At 67.9% G+C, this 19126-nt stretch carries 17 protein-coding genes; 14 read left to right on the top strand and 3 right to left on the bottom strand.

Annotated elements, in window-relative coordinates:
• On the bottom strand, nt 1–697 hold a 697-nt coding region (locus Q8M82_RS09245; protein WP_305691073.1), incomplete at its 3' end, for a TRAP transporter substrate-binding protein.
• Between the two features lie 128 nt (nt 698–825).
• Nucleotides 826–1584: a GntR family transcriptional regulator gene (locus Q8M82_RS09250; protein ID WP_305691074.1), complete on the bottom strand. Its 759-nt coding sequence runs from the start codon at nt 1582–1584 to the stop codon at nt 826–828.
• Nucleotides 1585–1739: 155 nt separating this feature from the next.
• Between Q8M82_RS09250 and Q8M82_RS09255 the strand changes: the two genes are divergently transcribed.
• Nucleotides 1740–2411 (top strand): cyclase family protein, encoded by a 672-nt coding sequence (locus Q8M82_RS09255; protein ID WP_305691075.1) that lies wholly within the window; start codon nt 1740–1742, stop codon nt 2409–2411.
• Between the two features lie 236 nt (nt 2412–2647).
• On the opposite strand, the gene Q8M82_RS09260 is transcribed toward Q8M82_RS09255, so the two are convergent.
• Nucleotides 2648–4051 carry an NAD(P)H-dependent oxidoreductase gene (locus Q8M82_RS09260; protein WP_305691076.1) on the bottom strand — a complete coding sequence of 468 codons (1404 nt, stop codon included), beginning with the start codon at nt 4049–4051 and terminating at the stop codon, nt 2648–2650.
• A gap of 236 nt (nt 4052–4287) precedes the next feature.
• Here Q8M82_RS09260 and Q8M82_RS09265 point away from each other — a divergent pair, with 236 nt between their 5' ends.
• From Q8M82_RS09265 to Q8M82_RS09325, 13 genes are all read left to right on the top strand, one after another.
• Complete coding sequence (locus tag Q8M82_RS09265) at nt 4288–5511, top strand: iron-containing alcohol dehydrogenase (RefSeq protein ID WP_305691077.1); 1224 nt, start codon at nt 4288–4290, stop codon at nt 5509–5511.
• Between the two features lie 19 nt (nt 5512–5530).
• Nucleotides 5531–7039 (top strand): NAD-dependent succinate-semialdehyde dehydrogenase, encoded by a 1509-nt coding sequence (locus Q8M82_RS09270; protein ID WP_305691078.1) that lies wholly within the window; start codon nt 5531–5533, stop codon nt 7037–7039.
• Nucleotides 7040–7183: 144 nt separating this feature from the next.
• Nucleotides 7184–7963: a GntR family transcriptional regulator gene (locus Q8M82_RS09275; RefSeq protein WP_305691079.1), complete on the top strand. Its 780-nt coding sequence runs from the start codon at nt 7184–7186 to the stop codon at nt 7961–7963.
• A 129-nt stretch (nt 7964–8092) separates the two neighbouring features.
• On the top strand, nt 8093–9283 hold the full coding sequence (locus Q8M82_RS09280; RefSeq protein WP_305691080.1) for a CaiB/BaiF CoA transferase family protein: 1191 nt from the start codon (nt 8093–8095) through the stop codon (nt 9281–9283).
• Nucleotides 9280–10062 (top strand): enoyl-CoA hydratase, encoded by a 783-nt coding sequence (locus Q8M82_RS09285; RefSeq protein ID WP_305691081.1) that lies wholly within the window; start codon nt 9280–9282, stop codon nt 10060–10062. Before Q8M82_RS09280 ends, Q8M82_RS09285 begins: the two co-directional genes overlap by 4 nt.
• 200 nt (nt 10063–10262) lie before the next feature.
• Nucleotides 10263–11180, top strand: coding sequence for an NAD(P)-dependent oxidoreductase (locus Q8M82_RS09290; protein WP_305691082.1), 918 nt, complete (start codon nt 10263–10265; stop codon nt 11178–11180).
• A gap of 14 nt (nt 11181–11194) precedes the next feature.
• Nucleotides 11195–12100: an amidohydrolase family protein gene (locus Q8M82_RS09295; protein ID WP_305691083.1), complete on the top strand. Its 906-nt coding sequence runs from the start codon at nt 11195–11197 to the stop codon at nt 12098–12100.
• A gap of 47 nt (nt 12101–12147) precedes the next feature.
• Complete coding sequence (locus Q8M82_RS09300; protein WP_305691084.1) at nt 12148–13161, top strand: TRAP transporter substrate-binding protein; 1014 nt, start codon at nt 12148–12150, stop codon at nt 13159–13161.
• 104 nt (nt 13162–13265) lie between these two features.
• On the top strand, nt 13266–13871 hold the full coding sequence (locus Q8M82_RS09305; protein WP_305691085.1) for a TRAP transporter small permease: 606 nt from the start codon (nt 13266–13268) through the stop codon (nt 13869–13871).
• 12 nt (nt 13872–13883) lie between these two features.
• On the top strand, nt 13884–15158 hold the full coding sequence (locus tag Q8M82_RS09310) for a TRAP transporter large permease (RefSeq protein WP_305691086.1): 1275 nt from the start codon (nt 13884–13886) through the stop codon (nt 15156–15158).
• A gap of 237 nt (nt 15159–15395) precedes the next feature.
• Nucleotides 15396–16034 carry a TetR/AcrR family transcriptional regulator gene (locus Q8M82_RS09315; protein ID WP_305691087.1) on the top strand — a complete coding sequence of 213 codons (639 nt, stop codon included), beginning with the start codon at nt 15396–15398 and terminating at the stop codon, nt 16032–16034.
• A 53-nt stretch (nt 16035–16087) separates the two neighbouring features.
• Complete coding sequence (locus Q8M82_RS09320; protein ID WP_305691088.1) at nt 16088–17257, top strand: efflux RND transporter periplasmic adaptor subunit; 1170 nt, start codon at nt 16088–16090, stop codon at nt 17255–17257.
• A 12-nt stretch (nt 17258–17269) separates the two neighbouring features.
• Nucleotides 17270–19126: efflux RND transporter permease subunit (locus Q8M82_RS09325; protein WP_305691089.1), on the top strand; the 1857-nt coding region annotated here is incomplete at its 3' end.

The raw sequence follows: 19126 nt of genomic DNA on the forward strand, positions 1-19126 counted from the left end.
CGATGTGCTTCTGGACCTCGAAGAACTTCGCCGCGAAGGTCGTCCCGACGGGGTTGTCCTGGCCATCGACGAGGTTGTTGGCCAGGGCCAGATAGACCTCCTGGAAGGCAATCGTCTGCGTGCTCGCGCCCAGCGCCTCGAAGGCCGCCTTGATGGCGAGTTCGGGCGGCACGCGCAGCTTCAGCCCCTGCACGTCCTGCGGGCCGTTGACCGGCCGGCGGCTGTTGGTCAGGGCGCGGAACCCCCATTCGAAATTGGCGATCCAGGTGAACCCTGCGGCCTTGAGCTGCTCGGCGATGAAGTCGCGGCCGGTGACGTCGAGCGTGCGATGGGCGTGCTCATAGGAATCGAACTGGTAGGGGATGTTGATGACGCCGATCGTCTTCGACAGCGCCTCGATGTTGGCCGGGTTGAGCAGCATCATGTCGATGGCACCCAGCCTCGTCTGCTGCGCCGCCTCGACCGGCGAACCCAGCGCGTTGTTCGGGAAGATGGTGATCTTGACCTCGCCCTTGGTTCGCTCGGCGATGCGCTTGACCATCGCATCGGCCTGGATGTGGACCGGATGGCTCTGATCGGCCGGGTGGGTGAGCTTGAGCTCGACCGCCGCATGGGCCGGCCGGATGAAGGGCGTGCTGACCGCGAGGGCCGTGCCCCCAGCGAGAACCGCACGCCGCGTGACGTTGCTGGCGATCATGGCTGTTTCCTTCGCTCCCGACCGCGCGGCGCGCGGCCATTCTGGTGCGTGAGGCGGCCTGACAATGGACCACCTCCGCCGGCTTTCTGCGAAGCCTCGAGCGAACTTGCATGCAAGATCAGGCGGCGTCAACCAACGGGTTTATCGTCCGGGCGGTTTTGTGGCGGGTCCTTCTGCTCGCCCGAGAGCGCCGCCACCAGCCCGGAAAGACCATTGCGGACATGCTGGCGCAGCGCCTCGCCGGCCCTGTCGGGATCGCGCGCGGCCAGAGCGTCGAGGATGCCCTGATGCTCCTGGATCGCCGCTTTCCAGCGTGTCGGCCAGAGGTTGGAGGAATAGCGCGCGCGGTCGACCCGCAGCGCCAGCAGGTCCCACACCCAGAGCAGCACCGGATTGGCGGCGATCTCGACGATCTTGCGGTGGAATGCGGTGTTGGCCTCGAAATAGCCCGGCAGCTCGTCGCGGGCTTGATGCAGCCGCATCCGGTAATGCAGCAATCCGATCTCGGCGATCGCCTCCTCGGTGATGTTGCGCGCCGCCAGCTCACCCGCGAGCCCCTCGATCGTGGTCACCACGTCGATCAGCGCCGTCACATGGTCGAGGTCGAGTTCGGCGACCACGGCCGACTGGTTCGGCAGCGCGCGCAACAATCCGTCCTGGATCAGCGTCTTGATCGCCTCCCGCACCGGGGTGCGCGACACCGCGAGCTGTTCGCAGATCTCCCGCTCGTTGAGCTTGGCGCCAGGCGCCAGCACGCCGGTGACGATGAGATTGCGCAACTGGGTGACCACACCGCCATGCAGCGCGCCCTTCTTGCGACCGCCGTCGAGGGCCTGCGCCCGGGCGATCAGCGTGGCCAGCGGCGTCGGGGTCTGGGAGAGCGTCATGTCGGGGCGATCATCATCGGGGAAGGACATTCTGGTGTGGGCCTGCCGGTCTCGGTCGAACTCCGTCCGGTCGCTTGACTGCCGTTAGTGCTTGCATGCAATTTCCGGCCCCTTCAAGACACCCGCAAGCCTTACCCATCACGGGAAACCCAGCCATGAAGATTATCGACCTTTCGATGCCGATCGGGCAACATTTCCGCTGGCCGGTCGAACTGACGATCAAGGGCGATATCGCAAAGGGCGACCAGTTCCGGGTCTCGCGCCTGTCGGCGACCTGCCACGGCTTCTCTCATGTCGATGCGGCTGCGCATTTCGTCGCCGGTGCACCGACGATTGAGGCCACGCCGCTGTCGGCCGTGGTCGGCCCCTGCCGCGTGCTCGACCTGAGCGACCGGCCAGCCGACGCCGCCATCGAGCCCGACCATTTGGCCGCTGCCGATCCCGGCGGTGCCGAAGGCGAGATCCTGCTGCTGGCGGCCCATTGGTCCGACCGCCGCGACTACAACGCCCGCGAATTCTGGACGCAGGCGCCCTGGCTCAGCCGCGCTTCGGCAGAATGGCTGGCCGCGCGCAAGCCCAAGGCCGTCGCCTTCGACTTTCCGCAGGATTTCCCGATCAGGCTTCTGCTGGACGGCAAGGAGGTGCCCAAGACCGAGCACGTCACCCATGACGTGCTGCTTTCGAACGGCGTCACGCTGATCGAGTACGTCGTGAACACCAGCCGCCTGACGGCGCCGCGCAACCTGTTTTCGGCCGCTCCGCTTCTCATCCCCGATGCCGACGGCGCCCCGGCGCGATTCTATGCGATCGAGGGCCTGACAATCTGACCCTCGACGTTCGGCCGTCCCCGCGGTTCGACAGCCATCGCCACGATCCGCGCGTCGCTGGTCCGAGGCACCCTCTCGGCTCCGCGGTTCCCGACGCCAGGCGCCCCTCGACCATCATGCCGGGCCAGCGCCCGGCTCCCTCGTGCATTGGCTGGATGGGGGGCTGGTCTCGGCGGCCTGGCTCACGGGCTTCGCCGCAGCTTCAGCGGGCGTTTTCCCGCGGCGACCCCGCGCTCTCAACGCGGCGGAGCATCGCCGAAGAACATCGCATCCTGCCTGATGCGGGCGGCCAGCAGCGGCGATGTTTCGTCCACTGCCACATCGCCGAGCCTGATCGGCTCGCCGGCGCGGACCGACCGCACCAGGGTCGCATCGGCCACGAGATAGAACGGCGCGGGAGCGTCCTCACGGAGGGGGCCGGCAGGCACCATCGCGCCGCCGACATCGGCGATGCTGTGATGGTGGCCGCCCATGCTCAACACGGTGCCGACCGGTAGATCGGCCTCGGCCACCGCGACGAGATCCTGCCGGGGGCGGTAATCCGCACCGTAGCCGGACACGCCGAGCCCGGCAGCATCGAGCAGGGAGGTCGCCGCCTCCAGCCCGAGCAGATGGCGTGGCAGATAGAGCGCGGCCGTATGCCCGCCGGACGCCACGACATGCCCCTTCTCGGCAAGTAGCGCCCAGCTGGTGGGGTCCTCACAGCGCACCGTGACGAAAACGCCACCCGCGAAGCTCGCCTCGTCGGCGAGGCGCAGATGATGGAAGACGTCGACGCGCCGGGTGCCGCCGAGCAGCCCGCCCTGTGCGCCTTCGCAAAACAGGTCGGCGAGTTCGGCAATACGCGCCGGCGGTGCATGGAAGCGGGCAGTGTCCGCGCCAAGCCCGGTGGCATTGGCGACGACCGTCATCTCGCAGAGATCGGGTACGGTGCGCAGCGGAAAGGCCGTCCCCAGTATCGCGGCGCGGGCGGCCGAGCGCGCGACCGCATCAGGGCCGCCGAGCGACCACTGCGCCGCGAGCGCCGGCAGGGGCCGCGTGACGCCGTTGCAGGTGACGTCGCCCGACGCCGGATCGAAGACGAAATCATATTCGCTCGACTTGCCGGCGCCGATGACCTCGAAACCGAGCAGCTCAGCCCAGGTCACGAGGCCGATCAGCAGGCTCGGCTGGTCGCCGTCGACGGGGGTGACGACCACGCCCTTCTCCGCCGCCAGACGCGCCAGCCCGGGCCCGACGACCGAATCGGCCTCCTTGGAGACGAGCGCGACATGGCGACCGGCCTCGATCGCCAACAGCGCGTGACGCGCCGCGGCGACCGGAGCGCCGGTGGCTTCGATCAGGATGTCGAAGGGCAGGTCGACCACGGTCGAAAGGGCGGCGGCGGCCACCCGGCGACCGGCATCCCAGGCGGTGCGGGCCTCGGCGGCGGTGGCGCAGAGCGCGATCTCTCGACGCGCGATTCCCGCGGAGGCGAAAGCCTCGCCTGCGGCCTCCGCGGTCCTGTCGACGGCGATGCGCGCATTGACGAGCGGGATTCGGGCCGCCTGGGTCAGGAATGAGCGGCCGAAGCTGCCGCTGCCGACCACGCAGGTCTCGATCGGACGCGCGATGCGCGCATAGTGGTGATGGAAATTCACGGACGCCTCCCTGTCGGACGCGTCTTACGTCAGTCTTGCATGCAAGAATAGGTCTGACTGAGACGGATCGCTGTCTGCGGTGCATTTCTCGCTCGGCTACCGGCCGTTTGTCTCGCGAGGATACCGGCCGACGTCGAACTGCACTTGTCATGTATTCTAGATCCTATAGGATATAGGCAATGGGCGGTGCTTGGGCGCTGGCCTTGTCATCTGCGCGGCGAGAGAAGGTTGATGTCATGTTCGGAGCCCTGCGACTGCCCGATACGATCCTCTTCGGGCCGGGCAAGCGCCGCGCGTTAGGCGCGGCGGCGGCCCGCCTCGGTCGCCGCGCGCTCGTCTGCACCGATTCCCGCCTGTCGGCGCAGCCCGAATTCGCCGAGGCCCTGGAGGGTCTGCGCGCCGCCGGCCTCGAGGTCCATGTCTATGATCGCACGATTCCCGACCTGCCGATCGAATGCATCGAAGACTGTGCGAAGGAGGCCGCGCGCTTTTCCCCCGAGCTGGTGATCGGCCTCGGCGGCGGCAGCTGCATGGATCTCGCTAAGCTCGTCGCGGTCGTGCTCGCCCATGGCGGGCCGGTCAGCCGCTATTACGGCGAATTTGCCGTGCCGGGCCCCGTGCTGCCGCTGGTCGCGGTTCCGACCACCGCCGGCACGGGCTCCGAGGTGACGCCGGTCGCGGTCGTCATGGACAGCGGACGCGGCCTGAAGATCGGTGTCGCCAGTCCCCACATCATTCCGCGCCTCGCGATCTGCGACCCCTCACTGACCATGACCTGCCCGCCGCGCCTCACCGCCTGCTCGGGGGCGGATGCGCTGGCCCATGCCGTCGAGGCGTTCACCGGCAAGCGCCGCCCGGACGACCCGCTGCTGACGGAACAGCAGGTCTTCGTCGGCAAGAACGTGCTCTCCGACCATTTCGCCCGGCTGGCGGTCGCCCATGTCTTTCGTTTCCTGACGCGGGCCTGTCGCGACGGTGACGACACGGAGGCGCGCGAGGGGCTGATGCTGGCTTCGCTGGCAGCCGGCTGCGCCTTCGGCACGGCGGGCACGGCCGCCGCGCATGCGCTGCAATATCCGGTCGGCAACCTCACCCACACCGCCCATGGCGACGGCGTCGGCGCACTTCTGCCTTATGTGATGCAGTTCAACCGCAGCGCCTGCGCCGCAGATCTCGCGGACCTCGCCGGCGTCATCGGGCTCGGCGAGGCGGGGATGGACGCGGACGAGCGCTCGCAACTCTTCGTCGACGCGGTCGCGGAGCTGTTCGCTTCGGTCGGGGTTCCCCGAACGCTCGCGGAACTCGGGCTCGCGACCGGCCCTGACGAAGAGATCGAGACCGGCGCGCTCAATGCCGAGCGCCTGGTCAAGAACAATCCGCGCGCGCTGGATCTCGCAGGCATGCTCGCCATCACGCGGGCCGCCTTCACCGGCGATCGCGCCGCCCTGCTGAACGCCTGACGCGACAGGACCCCACGCCATGAACGCCGAGACCGAAACCACAGCCGCTGCCGGCAACGACTACGTCGTGCCGGGGTTCACCGGAGAGGGCGGCTTTCCGATCCCGACGGACCATCTGATTGGTGCCGAATGGACGCCCGGCACCGGCACGGGCCGCATCGAGGTCCGCGATCCCTCGAGTGGCGCCGTCCTGACGGCGGTGGCCGACGCCACGGTCGCCGACGGGCTCGCGGCTGTCGATGCCGCGGAGGCAGCGGCCGCCGGCTGGGCCGCGACGCCGCCGCGGCAGCGTTCGGTCATCCTGCAGCGCTGCTACCAGGCGATGGTCGATCAGGCCGACTGGCTCGCCCGGCTGATCTCGCTGGAGAACGGCAAGGCGCTCGCCGATGCGCGCTCCGAAGTGCTCTACGCGGCGGAGTTCTTCCGCTGGTATGCGGAGGAGGCGGTGCGCATCAATGGCGAGATCGCGATGGCGCCGGCCGGCGGCAACCGCATCCTGGTCCAGTACCAGCCGATCGGCATCGCGCTGTTGATCACGCCCTGGAATTTCCCGGCGGCGATGGCGACGCGCAAGATCGCGCCCGCCCTGGCCGCCGGATGCACCTGCATCCTGAAGCCGGCCGAGGAAACGCCGCTCACGGCGCTGGCCGTCGGCGAGATCCTGCGGCGTGCCGGCGTGCCGGCGGGCGTCGTCAACATCGTCAACACCTCGGAGCCGGCCAGCCTCTGCCGCGCGATCCTGCACGACAAGCGGGTGCGCAAGCTGTCCTTCACGGGCTCGACGGAGGTCGGCCGCATCCTGCTACGCGAGGCCGCCGACACCATCATCAACTGCTCGATGGAACTCGGCGGCAATGCGCCCTTCCTCGTGCTCGACGATGCCGATCTCGAAGCGGCCCTGGACGGCGCGATGATCGCCAAGATGCGCAATGCCGGCGAGGCCTGCACGGCCGCGAACCGGTTCTACGTCCAGCGCGGCATTTACGAGACCTTCGTCGAGAAGCTGGTTTCGCGAATGGGCGCCCTGACCGTCGGGCCCGGCACCGATGCCGCGACCCAATGCGGCGCAATGATCAACCGTGCCGCGATCGACAAGATCGAGACGCTTGTCGCCGACGCGCTCGGGAAGGGGGCCACGCTGCGGCTGGGCGGTGTCGCCGGGCCTGGACCGGGGCTGTTCTATCCGCCCTCGGTGATCGCCGATCTGCCCCGCAACGCCGCGATCCAGCGCGAGGAGATCTTCGGCCCCGTCGCCGCCGTGACGCCTTTCGACGATGTCGAGGATGCCATCCGCATGGCCAACGACACCGAATACGGGCTGTCGGCCTATGTCTATACCGGCGACCTCAAGGCCGGGCTGGGGATTGCCGAGCGGCTCGACTACGGCATGGTCGCGCTCAACCGCGGCCTGGTGTCCGACCCGGCCGCGCCCTTCGGCGGCATGAAGCAGAGCGGGCTCGGGCGCGAGGGCGCCCATCACGGCCTGCTCGAATTCACCGAGACCAAATACATCGCGGTGAATTGGTGAGGATTTCCCGGGGACGGCGCCCGGGCGTCGGGGCCCGGATGTGGCCGAGGCAACGATGCGACCGGCCGGGTCGCGGCGTAAACGGGGTTGGAGCGCGAAGGCAAAGCCAATATCCTATAGCATCGTGCCCCCAGGTTCGCATCGATGGTCGCCAAAACACCCCCGCCGCCCGCCTTTTCCCGCCTCGTCACGCTGAGGGAGCAACCGCTGGCCTATCCCAAATCGCTGGTCGAACTCGCCTATGAGCAATTGTTGTCGATGCTCGTGACGATGAAGATCGCACCCGGCGCCCATATCGGGATCGATGCGCTTTCGCGCGATCTGCAGATTTCGCCGACGCCGATCCGCGAGGCGCTGACGCTGCTCGAAGCCCAGAAGCTCGCCTACAAGATTCCCAATGTCGGGTTCCGGGCCGCCGAGCTTTTGACCCGGCCGGAGATCGACGATCTTTTCGAGATGCGATTGCTGATCGAGCCGCAGGCGGCCGCGCTCGCGGCGCGGCGCAGCAACCAGCAGATTTTCGATGCGCTGACGACCTTGTCCGAGCAGATGGCGCAGGTCGCCGGCGGCGACGAGACCAATTATGCGCAGTTCGCCGAAGGCGATGCGCGGTTGCACCACCTCGTCGCCAGCGCGAGCGGAAACCGCTTCATCGCCCAGACGATCGAAGGGCTGCACGTCCACCTGCACATCTTCCGCTTCCTGTTTCGGACCAATGCCCCCGAACAGGCGCTTCGGGAGCATGCCGCCATCGTGAGCGCCCTGCTGGCGCGCGACCCCGATGCCGCCGAGGCCGCGATGCGCAGCCATCTCGAAGCGTCGCGCCAGCGCATGGCGACCGCGCTCGATCATCACGACGAAGCGCTGCCCAGCCCCGCCGGCTCCTCGCCGCGCCGGATTGACACGGGGGTCAGCCACCCCTAATCCTATAGGATATACAGAATGTCGCATACGCCAGCCGAGCATCGAGAGACGTCGGCTCAATAAGACCGCGAAAATGCGGTTGGCGGTTCCTGCCTGGGCAGGACGCCGACACTGGGAGGAGTTGATCCGATGGCACTGCCACTCGCGGGCATTCGCGTGCTCGATATCTCGCAGGTGATGGCGGGGCCCTTCTGCTGCATGCTGCTGGCGGATATGGGCGCCGACGTCATCAAGATCGAACCGCCCGGCACCGGCGACTCGACGCGCCTGTCGATGGGGTTTCGACTGAAGGGCGCCGACAGCCCGGGCTTCCTGGCGCTGAACCGCAACAAGCGCAGCATCACGCTCGACCTCAAGCAGGAGGAGGACCGCGAGGTTCTCTACGGGCTGGTCCAGACCGCCGACGTCCTCGTCGAAAACGCCCGCCCCGGCGTGGCCGCGCGCCTGGGGATGGATTACGAGACCCTGCGCGCCATCAATCCGCGCCTCGTCTATGCGAGCATCTCCGGCTTCGGCCAGACCGGCCCGTGGTCGCAACGGCCGGGCTTCGACCTGATGGCTCAGGCCGTCTCCGGCGTGCTCAGCTCCAACGGATTTCCCGGCATGGAGCCGGCCAAGAACTCGATCCCCGTCGCCGATCTCGGGGCCGGGCTGTTCAGTGCCTATGCGATCCTGAGCGCGATCATCGGCCGCCAGACCTCCAATGTCGGCCAGTTCATCGATTCCTCCCTGTTCGAGGCGGCACTGGCGCTCTCGGTCTGGGAGACGACGGAGCTGTGGGGCACTGGCCGCTCGCCGATCCCGATCGGGTCGGCCAACCGGATGTCGGCGCCCTATCAGGCGGTCGAGGCCTCGGATGGCTGGTTCGTGATCGGCGCCGCCAATCAGGGGCTCTGGCTCAAGCTGATCAAGGCGATCGGCTGCGAGGCGCTGCAGGAGGAGGAGCGCTTCGCGACCAATGCCAACCGCATCATCAACCGCATCGCGCTGATCGAGGCGATGGCGCCGACCTTCCGCAGCCGCACGAAGCAGCAATGGATCGACGCGCTGATCGAGGCCGGCGTGCCGACCGCGCCGATCCTGGACTATGCGCAGGCGGTGGAAAGCGAACAGGCCGTGGCGCGCGAGATGGTCAAGACCATCCCCCATCCCGTCGAGGGCGAGTTCAAGGCTCTGGGCTTCCCGGTCAAGCTCAGCGGCACGCCGCAGGAAATCCGCCTGCCCCCGCCTCTGCTCAACCAGCATGGCGATGAAATCCGCGAGGAGTTGGTCCGCAAGGGGCTGATCAAGCAGGCCCGCAAGGCGGAGGCCGCCCAATGACCGATCCGCGCATCGTTTTCGAGGCGGCTGATGGCATCGCCCATGTCCGCTTCGACAATCCCCAGGCCTTCAACGCCCTGACCAAGCAGATGTGGCTGGACCTGCGCGATCGCGCGCGCGCGATCGCCGCCGATCCGACGATCCGCGTCGCGGTGTTTCGCGGCACGGGCGGCAAGGCTTTCGTCTCCGGCACCGACATCTCGGGCTTCGCCAACTTCACGAGCGGCGCCGATGGCGTCGCCTATGAACGCGAGATCGACGATTGCATGCGGGCGCTCGACGCCATTCCGGTCACGACCATCGCCGCTGTCGATGGCTGGTCCGTCGGCGGCGGCCTGAACATCGCGGCGGCTTGCGACTTCCGTATCGCCACGCCCGATGCCCGCTTCGGCTCGCCGATCGGCCGGACCTTGGGCAACTGCCTGTCGGCGCTGAGCCTCGCGCGCATCGGCGGCGAGATCGGCGTGGCGATGGCACGGCGCATGGTGCTGCTGGGCGAGATCGTGACGGCGCCGGAGCTGGTCGCCGGCGGGTTTCTGCTGCGCGTGGTCGAGCGCGAGGCCATGGACGCCGAGATCGCGGCTTTGTGCCGTCGCGCCGCCGAGAACGCGCCGCTGACCACCCGCACCACCAAGGAGACGCTGCGGCGCATGACGCTGGAGGCGCTGCCCGATGTCGAAGCGCTGATCGACACGGTCTATGGCAGCGACGATTTCCGGCGCGGCGTGCAAGCGTTCCTGGCCAAGACCAAGGCGCTGCCGAGCTGGACCGGGAGCTGAGCGCAGCGACGCGCCGATCGACATTCACGTCAGCATCACGCGCGGGCCGCGCATCCTGCTGACATCTCAAATCTGGCATGCAAGATTATCGTCGTGAGCCAATGGCTGCCAAAGGGACCCAATTCGATGGTTGAGACCAGCATCTGGCAAGAGCTTTGGCATGCAAGCCATGTTTGTGGCCGTCACGGGAGGGCATCCGCGTGACTGCCGCCACCGCTCTGCCCCGCATCGGCTTCATCGGCATCGGCATCATGGGCGAAGCCATGGTGCGGCGCCTGCTCGACCTCGGCTACCCCGTCACCGTCTGGAACCTCGAGCCGGAGCGGCTCGACACGGTCGTTCCGCATGGCGCGGTCGCCGCGGCGAGCCCGGCCGACGTCGCGGCGGCGAGCGACATCGTCATGCTCTGCGTCCTGCACATGGCCGCGGTCGAGCGCTGCATCCTGGCGGAGGACGGCGTCGCAGCCGCCGGTCGCGGCCCGACGCTGGTCATCGACTTCTCCACCGCCGATCCAGAGGGCACCCGTCAGGTCGCCACCGAGCTGGCGCGTTTGACCGGCGCGGGTTGGATCGACGCCCCCGTTTCGGGAGGCCCGCAGCTCGCCCGCACGGGGGGAATGACCGTGATGGCGGGCGGGTCGGAAGCCGATTTCGCGAGAGCCAAGCCGATCCTCGACCAGATGGCCGGCAACGTCACGCTGATGGGCCCGGTCGGCGCCGGCCAGACCACCAAGATCATCAACCAGGCGATCGTGGGCACCGGCTATGTCGTGATGGCCGAGGCGCTGATGCTGGCGGAAGCCGCAGGGATCGATGCGGCGCGCCTGCCGCAATGCCTCGCCGGCGGCCATGCCGATTCCAGCCTGCTGCAGCGGCTCTATCCACAGATGCAGGCCCGCGCCTTCGAGCCGCCTTCCAGCTACGCCCGCCAGCTTCTCAAGGATCTCAAGGCGGTCTCTGCCTTCTCGCGTGATCTCGGGCTGGATCTGAAGGTGATCGAGCAGGGCGTGCAGCGCTACAAGGACTATGTCGGGCTCGGCCACGAGATGACGGATTCAGCGGCGGTGGTGAAGCTCTACGAGCATGATGCGGCCCAGCGCGCAGCAGGCACGTCATGAACGGCGCGGCGAGGATGACCCAGCCTTCCCGGCCCCGCGCCGTCATCGACGCGCATCATCATGTCTGGGACCTCGCCAATGATCTGCCCTGGCTGAAGGGCGAGCGCATTCCGTTTCGCTACGGAGACTATTCCGCGATCTGCCAGGATTACATGCCGGTGGACTACCGGGCCGACATCGCCGGCTGGCCGGTCGTCGGATCGGTTTATGTCGAGGCGGAATGGGCCCGCGACAAGGCGGCCGAGGAAAGCCGCTGGGTCGCGGCGGTGTCGCAGGCCGAGGGGCTGCCCTCGGCCGTGGTCGCCTGGTGCGATCTGGCGTCCCCGGATGCCGCCGCGCTGCTCGCTTCCCACGCATCCGTGTCGATCGTTCGCGGTATTCGCCACAAGCCCGCCGCGACCTCGATGCCGACCGAGGCGAAGCGTGGCGCGGCCGGCTCGATGGACGACCCCGCCTGGCGCGAGGGCTATCAGCTGCTGCAGCGGCACGGTCTGTCTTTCGACCTGCAGACGCCGTGGTGGCATCTCGAGGCTGCCGCCGACCTGGCGAAGGATTTCCCCGCGACCCAGATCATCATCAACCACACCGGACTGCCGGCCGATCGTTCGCCCGAGGCGCTGGCCGCCTGGCGGCGGGCCCTGGAGCAGGCGGCGGCGCAGCCCAATGTCGCTTTAAAGATCTCCGGTATCGGCCTGCCCGGCCGGCCCTGGACGGTGGCGGCCAATGGCCCGATCATCCGCGACGCGATCGCCGTCTTCGGCCTCGACCGGGCGATGTTCGCCAGCAATTTCCCCGTCGACAGCCTGGTGGGCGATTTCGACACGATCTTTTCGGGTTTTCTCGCTGCCACGGCGGCCCTGCCCGGATCCGACCGCGACCGCCTGTTTCACGACAACGCTCGACGCATCTACCGGCTGTGAGCCGCCGGATCGACAAGGCTCATCATAAAAAAACGCAGGAGGAACCCATGACAATCGCCAAGATGACCAAGAGACAGACGCTCACGAGCCTGGTGGCGGCCCTGGCGCTGGCGGCGGGCTTTGCCGCACCGGCGGCCGCCCAGGTCACGCTGCGCTACGCCCATGTCGGCTCCGAGGGCGACATCCAGTACTGGTATGCCGAGGAGTTCGCCAAGCGCGTCCAGGCCCGCACGGAGGGCCGCGTCAGGGTGCAGGTCTTCCCGAATTCGCAGCTCGGCGGCGCGCAGGAGACCGTCGACGGCGTCCGCAGCGGCGCGATCTCGCTCGCCCATCACGAATTCGCCTCGCTGTCGCGGCTGATGCCGGAGATGGCCGCCTTCGCCGCGCCCTTCATCTATCGCGACGGCACGCATGCGATGATGGCCACCGACCCGGCCAACTCCGAGATCATGAAGGAGATGTCGGAGAAACTGGTCAAGCAGGCCAATATCCGCATCATCGGCCGGCTCTATCGCGGCGCCCGCCAGATGACGGCGAAGATGGCGGTCTATTCCCCGGCCGATCTCAAGGACAAGCGCTTCCGCGGCGTGCCGCTGCAGCTCTGGACGACGATGATCAAGGGCATGGGCGCGGTGCCGACGCCGGTCGAGGTCGGCGAGCTGCCGACCGCGTTGATGACCGGCATGGTGATCGGCCAGGAAAACCCACTCACCATGATCAACGCCAACAAGCTCTATGAGGTGCAGAGCCACGTGATGCTGACCGGGCATATGCAGAACGTGCTGCCGGTCTTCATCAACGAGCGCAGCTGGCAGTCGATCCCCGAGAAGGACCGTGCCGTCGTCGCCGCCATCGCGGCCGAGGTCGGCGAGGAGACGCTGAAGCTCGGGCTCGAGGCCGAGGTCAAGCTGATCGACGAGCTCAAGAAGAAGGGCATGACCTTCATCACCGAGAAGGACGGCCTCAAGGTCGACGAGTTCCGCAAATCGGTGAGCGCGCAGGTGAACACCGACTTCCCGACCTGGGCACCGATCATGACGCGCATCAGCGCCATGAAGTGACGCCGGAAGCCGGGGCGTCGCGCCCCGGCCTTCGCCTTTTTTCGCATCGGTCTCGGTCCAGCCGGGACCGATGCCCACTCCTCCATCCCGCGACGAGAAGACTCTTGCAAAGCTCCGCCACCACCGCCGACGTTCCCGTCGCTGTGACGACCGTCGACAGTCGGACCTATCGGATCGACCGTGCGGTCGAGCCGGTGCGGTGGCTGTTTCGCTGGGGCAGCCTGGCGATGCTGATCGCCATGGTGTCACTGCCCTTCATCCAGGTGGTGTCGCGCGAAATCTTCGCCACGCCGATCATCGGCGTCGAGGAACTGGCGCGTTTCATGCTGATCTGTGCGGTGTTCCTGGCGCTGCCCTATGTCATTTCGGCCGGCGCCAATATCCGGATGGAAGAAATCGTCTCGATGCTGCCGGGCAGCGTCGTCCATATGGCCAAGATCCTCGGTGCGATTGCGGCAACCGCGACCTTCGCGGCGATCACGATCGCGAGCTTCGTCGCCATCGGCGGCAATCTCGATAATTCGACCCCGACGCTGGGCATTCCCTACTGGATCTTTCTCGGCGCCGCCGGAATCAGCTTCGCGATGAGCACACTCGAATGCGCCATCCAGACCGCCAAGGCGATCCAGGGACGGCCGCTCTACGTCACCTTCCCGCAGGAGCATGAGCCCGAGGACGAGCTCGATCTGCCCGACGAGATGAAGCACTGAGGGCGGATCATCATGGCGATCACCATCATCCTCGCCTTCGTGGCGCTGTTCATCTTCGGGTTTCCGGTCGTCGTCGCGATCGCGGTCCCGGCCCTGCTCTATGTGCTGCTGTCCGGGTTCCCGCTGGAATTGGTGGCCCAGCGCATGACCTATGCGCTGGATTCCTTCCCGCTCGTGGCCGTGCCGGTCTTCATCTTCGTCGGCAGCCTGATGAACCAGGCGGGCATCACGAGCCATATCTACCGCTTCGCCCATACGCTGGGCGGCCGCGTGCCGGGCGGCCTGGCGCAGGTCAACGTCATCGGCTCGCTGGTGTTCTCGGGTACCTCGGGCGCCGCGCTCGCCGATATCGGCGGCCTCGGCCGCATCGAGATTCGCGCCATGGTCAGGGCCGGCTTCACCCGGGCCTATTCGGCCGCGATCACCGGCGCGTCGGCCGTCGTCGGGCCGATCTTTCCGCCCTCGATCCCGCTGATCATCTATGGCTCGGTGACCAGCGTCTCGATCGTGCAGCTGCTGATCGCGGGCATCGTGCCGGCGCTGCTCTATGTCGCCATGCTGATGGCGACCGTGGCCTGGCTCGCCAAGCGCAACAACCATCCGCGCTCGAAGCGCTGGCCGACTGTCCGGGAACTCTGGACGACCTTCTGGCCGGCGGCGCCGGCGCTGATGACGCCGCTCCTGCTCGTCGGCGGCATGCTGGGCGGCTATTTCACGCCGACGGAGGCGGCCTCGATCACGGTCGCCTACATCCTGCTGATCGCGATCTTCTTCTATGGCGGCCTCAGCTGGCCCCGGCTGCGCTTTGCGCTGTTCGACACGGTGAAAACGACCTCGGCCGTGCTGATCATCGTCTCGGCGGCGGCCCTGTTCGGCTGGATCCTGACGATCGAGCAACTGCCGCAGAGCTTCACGCGCAGCCTGCTCTCGATCTCGACCGACCCGATCGTGCTGCTGCTCATCGTCAACCTGCTGCTGATCATCGTCGGCATGTTTCTCGACAGCACGACGGCGACGCTGCTGGTCGCTCCGTTGGTGGCGGCGCCTCTGGTCATGGCCGGCGTCGACCCCGTGCATCTCGGCATCATCTTCGTCTTCAACCTGATGATCGGCCTGTTGACGCCGCCTCTGGGGCTCGCGCTGTTCCTGCTGTCCGACATCGCCAAGACCTCGATGCCCGCAGTGCTCAAGGCCGTGATGCCGTTCTACATCCCCCTGTTCGGCGCACTGGCGATCATCACCTTCTGGCCCGACCTGACCTTGTGGCTGCCCCGGATGCTGCGCTGACCGGGAAAGTCTTCTCTCCCTGAGATCTGCCTCGGGACATCCTGACGGCGGACACATGTAGCGTCTCGGCGCGAGCGCGGCATGATCGCCGCGATCCCGTGGTCGCAAGTTCGTTCCCACTCTGCAGACAAACACGTCGCCTATCGAGGGTCAGGCCGCTGCAACGGCCCGTCCTTGACTCCACAGCGGCGAGCGCGCATGAGAATGAACGTTCATTCTCATGCTTCGAGGCTCCGCGTGCCGCCGACCGTCACCGCCATGGTTCCCGAGCGCATGCCGTCCGAGCGCCAGACCCGCATTCTCGATGCGGCGGAGCGCGTCTTCGCGCGCGCTGGTTTCCATGCGGCGACGATGCAGGACGTCGCCGCCGAAGCCGGGATGAGCCCGGGCAATCTCTATCGTTATTTCGCCTCCAAGGACGCGATCATCGCCGGCATGGCCGAGCGCGACCGAAACCAGATCGCCGCGGATTTCGCGGCGCTGGAGCCCGGCAAGGGGCCGCTGCTCGACCAGCTCGAGGCACTCGGCCGGCGCCACCTCGTCGAGGAACCGCGCGAAAAGGCGGTGATCTGCCTGCAGATCTGGGCCGAGGCGGCGCGCAACCCGGCGATGGCGCAGATGTGCGCGGCGATCGACGGCACCGTCGCGGGCGGGCTGGCGCAGGCCATCGCCGGGGCGAAGGCCCAGGGCGAGCTGCCGGCCGATCTCGACGATGCGCGGTTTCTCCAGGCCGTCTTCATGATGGCGGACGGCTTCTTCTGCCGGCGCGCCACCGATCCGACCTTCGACGCGGCCATGGCGGCCGAGACGCTGTTTGCGGCGATGCGCGGCCTCGCCCGCGTGCTGCTCCGTTCCGAGGCGGGCGACGTATCATGAGTGCCACCGCCTCCCATCGGGCTGCCGCCCCCGCTCAACAGGAACGCTCCCTCATGTCCGCCAGGCTCGCGCGCATCGCCGCCCTGTCGCTGCTGGTCGCCGGCCTCGCGCCGGCCCAGGCCCAGACGCCGGCCCCCGCCGCCGCTCCATCGGCCGGCCCCTCGGTGACCGTGACGAAGGCCGGCCTCTCCGAGATCGTCCAGAGCGTCGTCGTCTCCGGCTCGATGATCGCCCGCGACGAGGTGCTGGTGCAGCCGGAGGTCGACGGGCTCGCCATTGTCGCCCTGCTCGCGGAGGAGGGCGACCGGGTCAGCACCGGCCAGGTGCTGGCGCGGCTGTCGCGCACCACGCTCGAGGTCCAGCAGACCCAGAACGAGGCGCAGATCGCCCGGGCCGAGGCGGCGATCGCCCAGGCCAATGCGCAGATCGGCGAGGCCCAGGCCAATCTCGTCGCGGCCGAGAACAATTTCGAACGCACCCAGACGCTGCGCAACAGCGGCAACGTCTCCAACGAGACCTTCGACCAGCGGGCGGCCGCGGCGCGTGCCGCGCGGGCGCGGCTCAATTCGGCCAACCAGGCGCTCGCCATCGCGACCGCCGATCTCGCTTTGGCCAAGGCGCAGGGCCGCGACATCGAGGTCAAGCTCGGCCGCACCGAGATCAAGGCGCCGCAGGGCGGCATCGTCAGCCGGCGCAGCGCCAAGCTCGGCGGCACCGCCGCGATGTCCGCCACCGAGCCGCTGTTCCGCATCATTGCCGACGGCGCGGTCGAACTGGAGGCGGAGGTCGCCGAGGTCGAGCTGCCGGGGCTGAAGCTCGGCCAGCCCGTGGCGGTGACGCCCGCCGGGGCGACGCAGGCGCTTGCGGGCACAATCCGGCTGATTGCGCCGGAGGTCGACAAGGCCTCGCGGCTCGGCCGCGTGCGCGTCGCGCTCACCGGCAACCCGCCGGTCGCGATCGGCTCCTTCGCGCGCGGGGTCATCGAGACCGGCCGCAAGACTGCGGTCACGCTGCCGCTCTCGGCCATTACCTATGCCCGCTCGGGCGCCACCGTGCAGAGCGTCACCGACGGCAAGGTCACGACCAAGCCGGTGAAGCTCGGGCTGGCCGGCGGCGGCCGCGCCGAAATCCTCTCCGGCATCGCCGAGGGCGAGACCGTGGTGGCGCGCGCCGGCACCTTCGTGCGCGACGGCGACATCATCACCCCCGTCGCGACGAACTGACGGGAGCGGCCGGTGAACATCAATTTCTCCGCCTGGTCGATCCGCAAGCCGGTTCCCGCGATCCTGCTCTTCGTCGTGCTCTGTGTGCTCGGCCTGCTGTCGTTCTCGAAGCTGCCGGTGACGCGCTTCCCCAACATCGACGTGCCGCTGGTCTCGGTGACGATCACCCAGTCCGGCGCGGCGCCGTCGGAGCTGGAAAGCCAGGTCAGCAAGCGCGTCGAAGACGCGGTCGCCAACATCACCGGCGTCAAGCATGTGATGTCGACGCTGACCGACGGGCAGTCCTCGACGGTGATCGAGTTTAGGCTCGAGGTGAACACCGACCGCGCCGTCAACGACGTCAAGGACGCGATCGCCAAGATCCGCGCCGACCTGCCGCGCACCATCGACGAGCCGATCATCCAGCGCATCGACGTCGAGGGGCAGTCGATCCTGAGCTATGGCGCCTTCTCGGCAGGCATGACGCTGGAACAGCTCTCCTGGCATGTCGACGATGTCGTCGCGCGCGAATTGCAGGGGCTGAAGGGCGTCGGCCGCGTCGACCGCTACGGCGGCGTCGATCGAGAGATCCGGATTTCGCTCGATCCCGACCGGCTGCTGGCGCTCGGCACCACGGCCGGCGAGGTCAACCGCCAGATCCGCGCCACCAATGTCGATCTCGCCGGCGGGCGCGGCGAGGTCGGCGGACAGGAGCAGGCGATCCGCACGCTCGCCGGCGCGCGAACGGTCGCCGAGCTGGCGGAGACCAAGATCACGCTGTCGGGCGGGCGCGAGGTCAGGCTCAAGGAGCTCGGCCGCGTCGAGGACAGCAATTCCGAGCCGCGCTCCTTCGGCCGGCTCGACAAGAGCCCGGTCGTCTCCTTCGCCGTCTTCCGCTCCAAGGGCTCGAGCGAGCTCTCGGTCAAGGAGGTCGTCGCCGCGCGCATCGCCGAGCTGAACAAGCGCTATCCCGACATCACGCTGAAGCCGATCGACGACGCGGTCGCCTACACCTATGGCAACTACAAGGCGGCGATGACGACGCTGCTGGAAGGCGCGGGGCTGGCCGTGCTCGTCGTCTTCCTGTTCCTGAAGAACTGGCGGGCGACGCTGATCACCGCGATCGCGCTGCCGCTCTCGGCGATCCCGACCTTCTGGGCGATGGAGCTGATGGGCTTCTCGCTCAACCTCGTCAGCCTGCTCGGCATCACCCTGGTCACCGGCATCCTGGTCGACGACGCCATCGTCGAGATCGAGAACATCGTCCGGCACATGCGGATGGGGAAATCGCCCTATCGCGCCGCGATGGAGGCCGCCGACGAGATCGGGCTCGCGGTCATCGCGATCACGCTGACCATCGTCGCGATCTTCGCGCCGGTCTCCTTCATGGGCGGCGTGGCGGGCCAGTATTTCCGCCAGTTCGGCCTCACGGTGGCGGTCGCGGTGCTGTTCTCGCTTCTGGTGGCGCGGCTGATCACGCCGATGATGGCGGCCTATCTGATGAAGCCGGTGAAGCATGAGGACCCCAAGGACGGGGTCGTGATGCGCGGCTATGTCGGTTTGCTGAAGGCGACGATCGCCTCGCGCCGCATCCCGCTGCTGCCGCGCTTCGACGGCACCGGGCGCTGGCGCTCGATGCCGTTCAACATGTCCTATGTCACGCTGGTGGTGGGTTTCGGCTTCCTCTGGGGCTCGATCCATGCCACGGCGCTGCTGCCGACCGGCTTCATCCCCGACGAGGACACCTCGCGCGTCGTCGCCTCGGTGGAACTGCCGCCGGGCTCGACGCTGGAGGACACCCGCGTCACCACCGACCAGATCGTCGATGCGCTGCGCACCATCCCCGAGGTCACGCAGGTCTTCGTTCTCGGCGGCTCCACGCCGACCGGC

Origin of the sequence: Allobosea sp. (genome assembly GCF_030694325.1) — a bacterium.
GTDB lineage: Bacteria > Pseudomonadota > Alphaproteobacteria > Rhizobiales > Beijerinckiaceae > Allobosea.

What these genes read in the sequence shown, in the direction of transcription:
- Q8M82_RS09250 (WP_305691074.1), bottom strand. Translation starts at nt 1,584, where the DNA reads ATGACGCTCTCCCAGACCCCGACGCCGCTGGCCACGCTGATCGCCCGG.
- Q8M82_RS09255 (WP_305691075.1), top strand. Translation starts at nt 1,740, where the DNA reads ATGAAGATTATCGACCTTTCGATGCCGATCGGGCAACATTTCCGCTGG.
- Q8M82_RS09265 (WP_305691077.1), top strand. Translation starts at nt 4,288, where the DNA reads ATGTTCGGAGCCCTGCGACTGCCCGATACGATCCTCTTCGGGCCGGGC.
- Q8M82_RS09270 (WP_305691078.1), top strand. Translation starts at nt 5,531, where the DNA reads ATGAACGCCGAGACCGAAACCACAGCCGCTGCCGGCAACGACTACGTC.
- Q8M82_RS09275 (WP_305691079.1), top strand. Translation starts at nt 7,184, where the DNA reads ATGGTCGCCAAAACACCCCCGCCGCCCGCCTTTTCCCGCCTCGTCACG.
- Q8M82_RS09280 (WP_305691080.1), top strand. Translation starts at nt 8,093, where the DNA reads ATGGCACTGCCACTCGCGGGCATTCGCGTGCTCGATATCTCGCAGGTG.
- Q8M82_RS09285 (WP_305691081.1), top strand. Translation starts at nt 9,280, where the DNA reads ATGACCGATCCGCGCATCGTTTTCGAGGCGGCTGATGGCATCGCCCAT.
- Q8M82_RS09295 (WP_305691083.1), top strand. Translation starts at nt 11,195, where the DNA reads ATGACCCAGCCTTCCCGGCCCCGCGCCGTCATCGACGCGCATCATCAT.
- Q8M82_RS09300 (WP_305691084.1), top strand. Translation starts at nt 12,148, where the DNA reads ATGACAATCGCCAAGATGACCAAGAGACAGACGCTCACGAGCCTGGTG.
- Q8M82_RS09310 (WP_305691086.1), top strand. Translation starts at nt 13,884, where the DNA reads ATGGCGATCACCATCATCCTCGCCTTCGTGGCGCTGTTCATCTTCGGG.
- Q8M82_RS09320 (WP_305691088.1), top strand. Translation starts at nt 16,088, where the DNA reads ATGTCCGCCAGGCTCGCGCGCATCGCCGCCCTGTCGCTGCTGGTCGCC.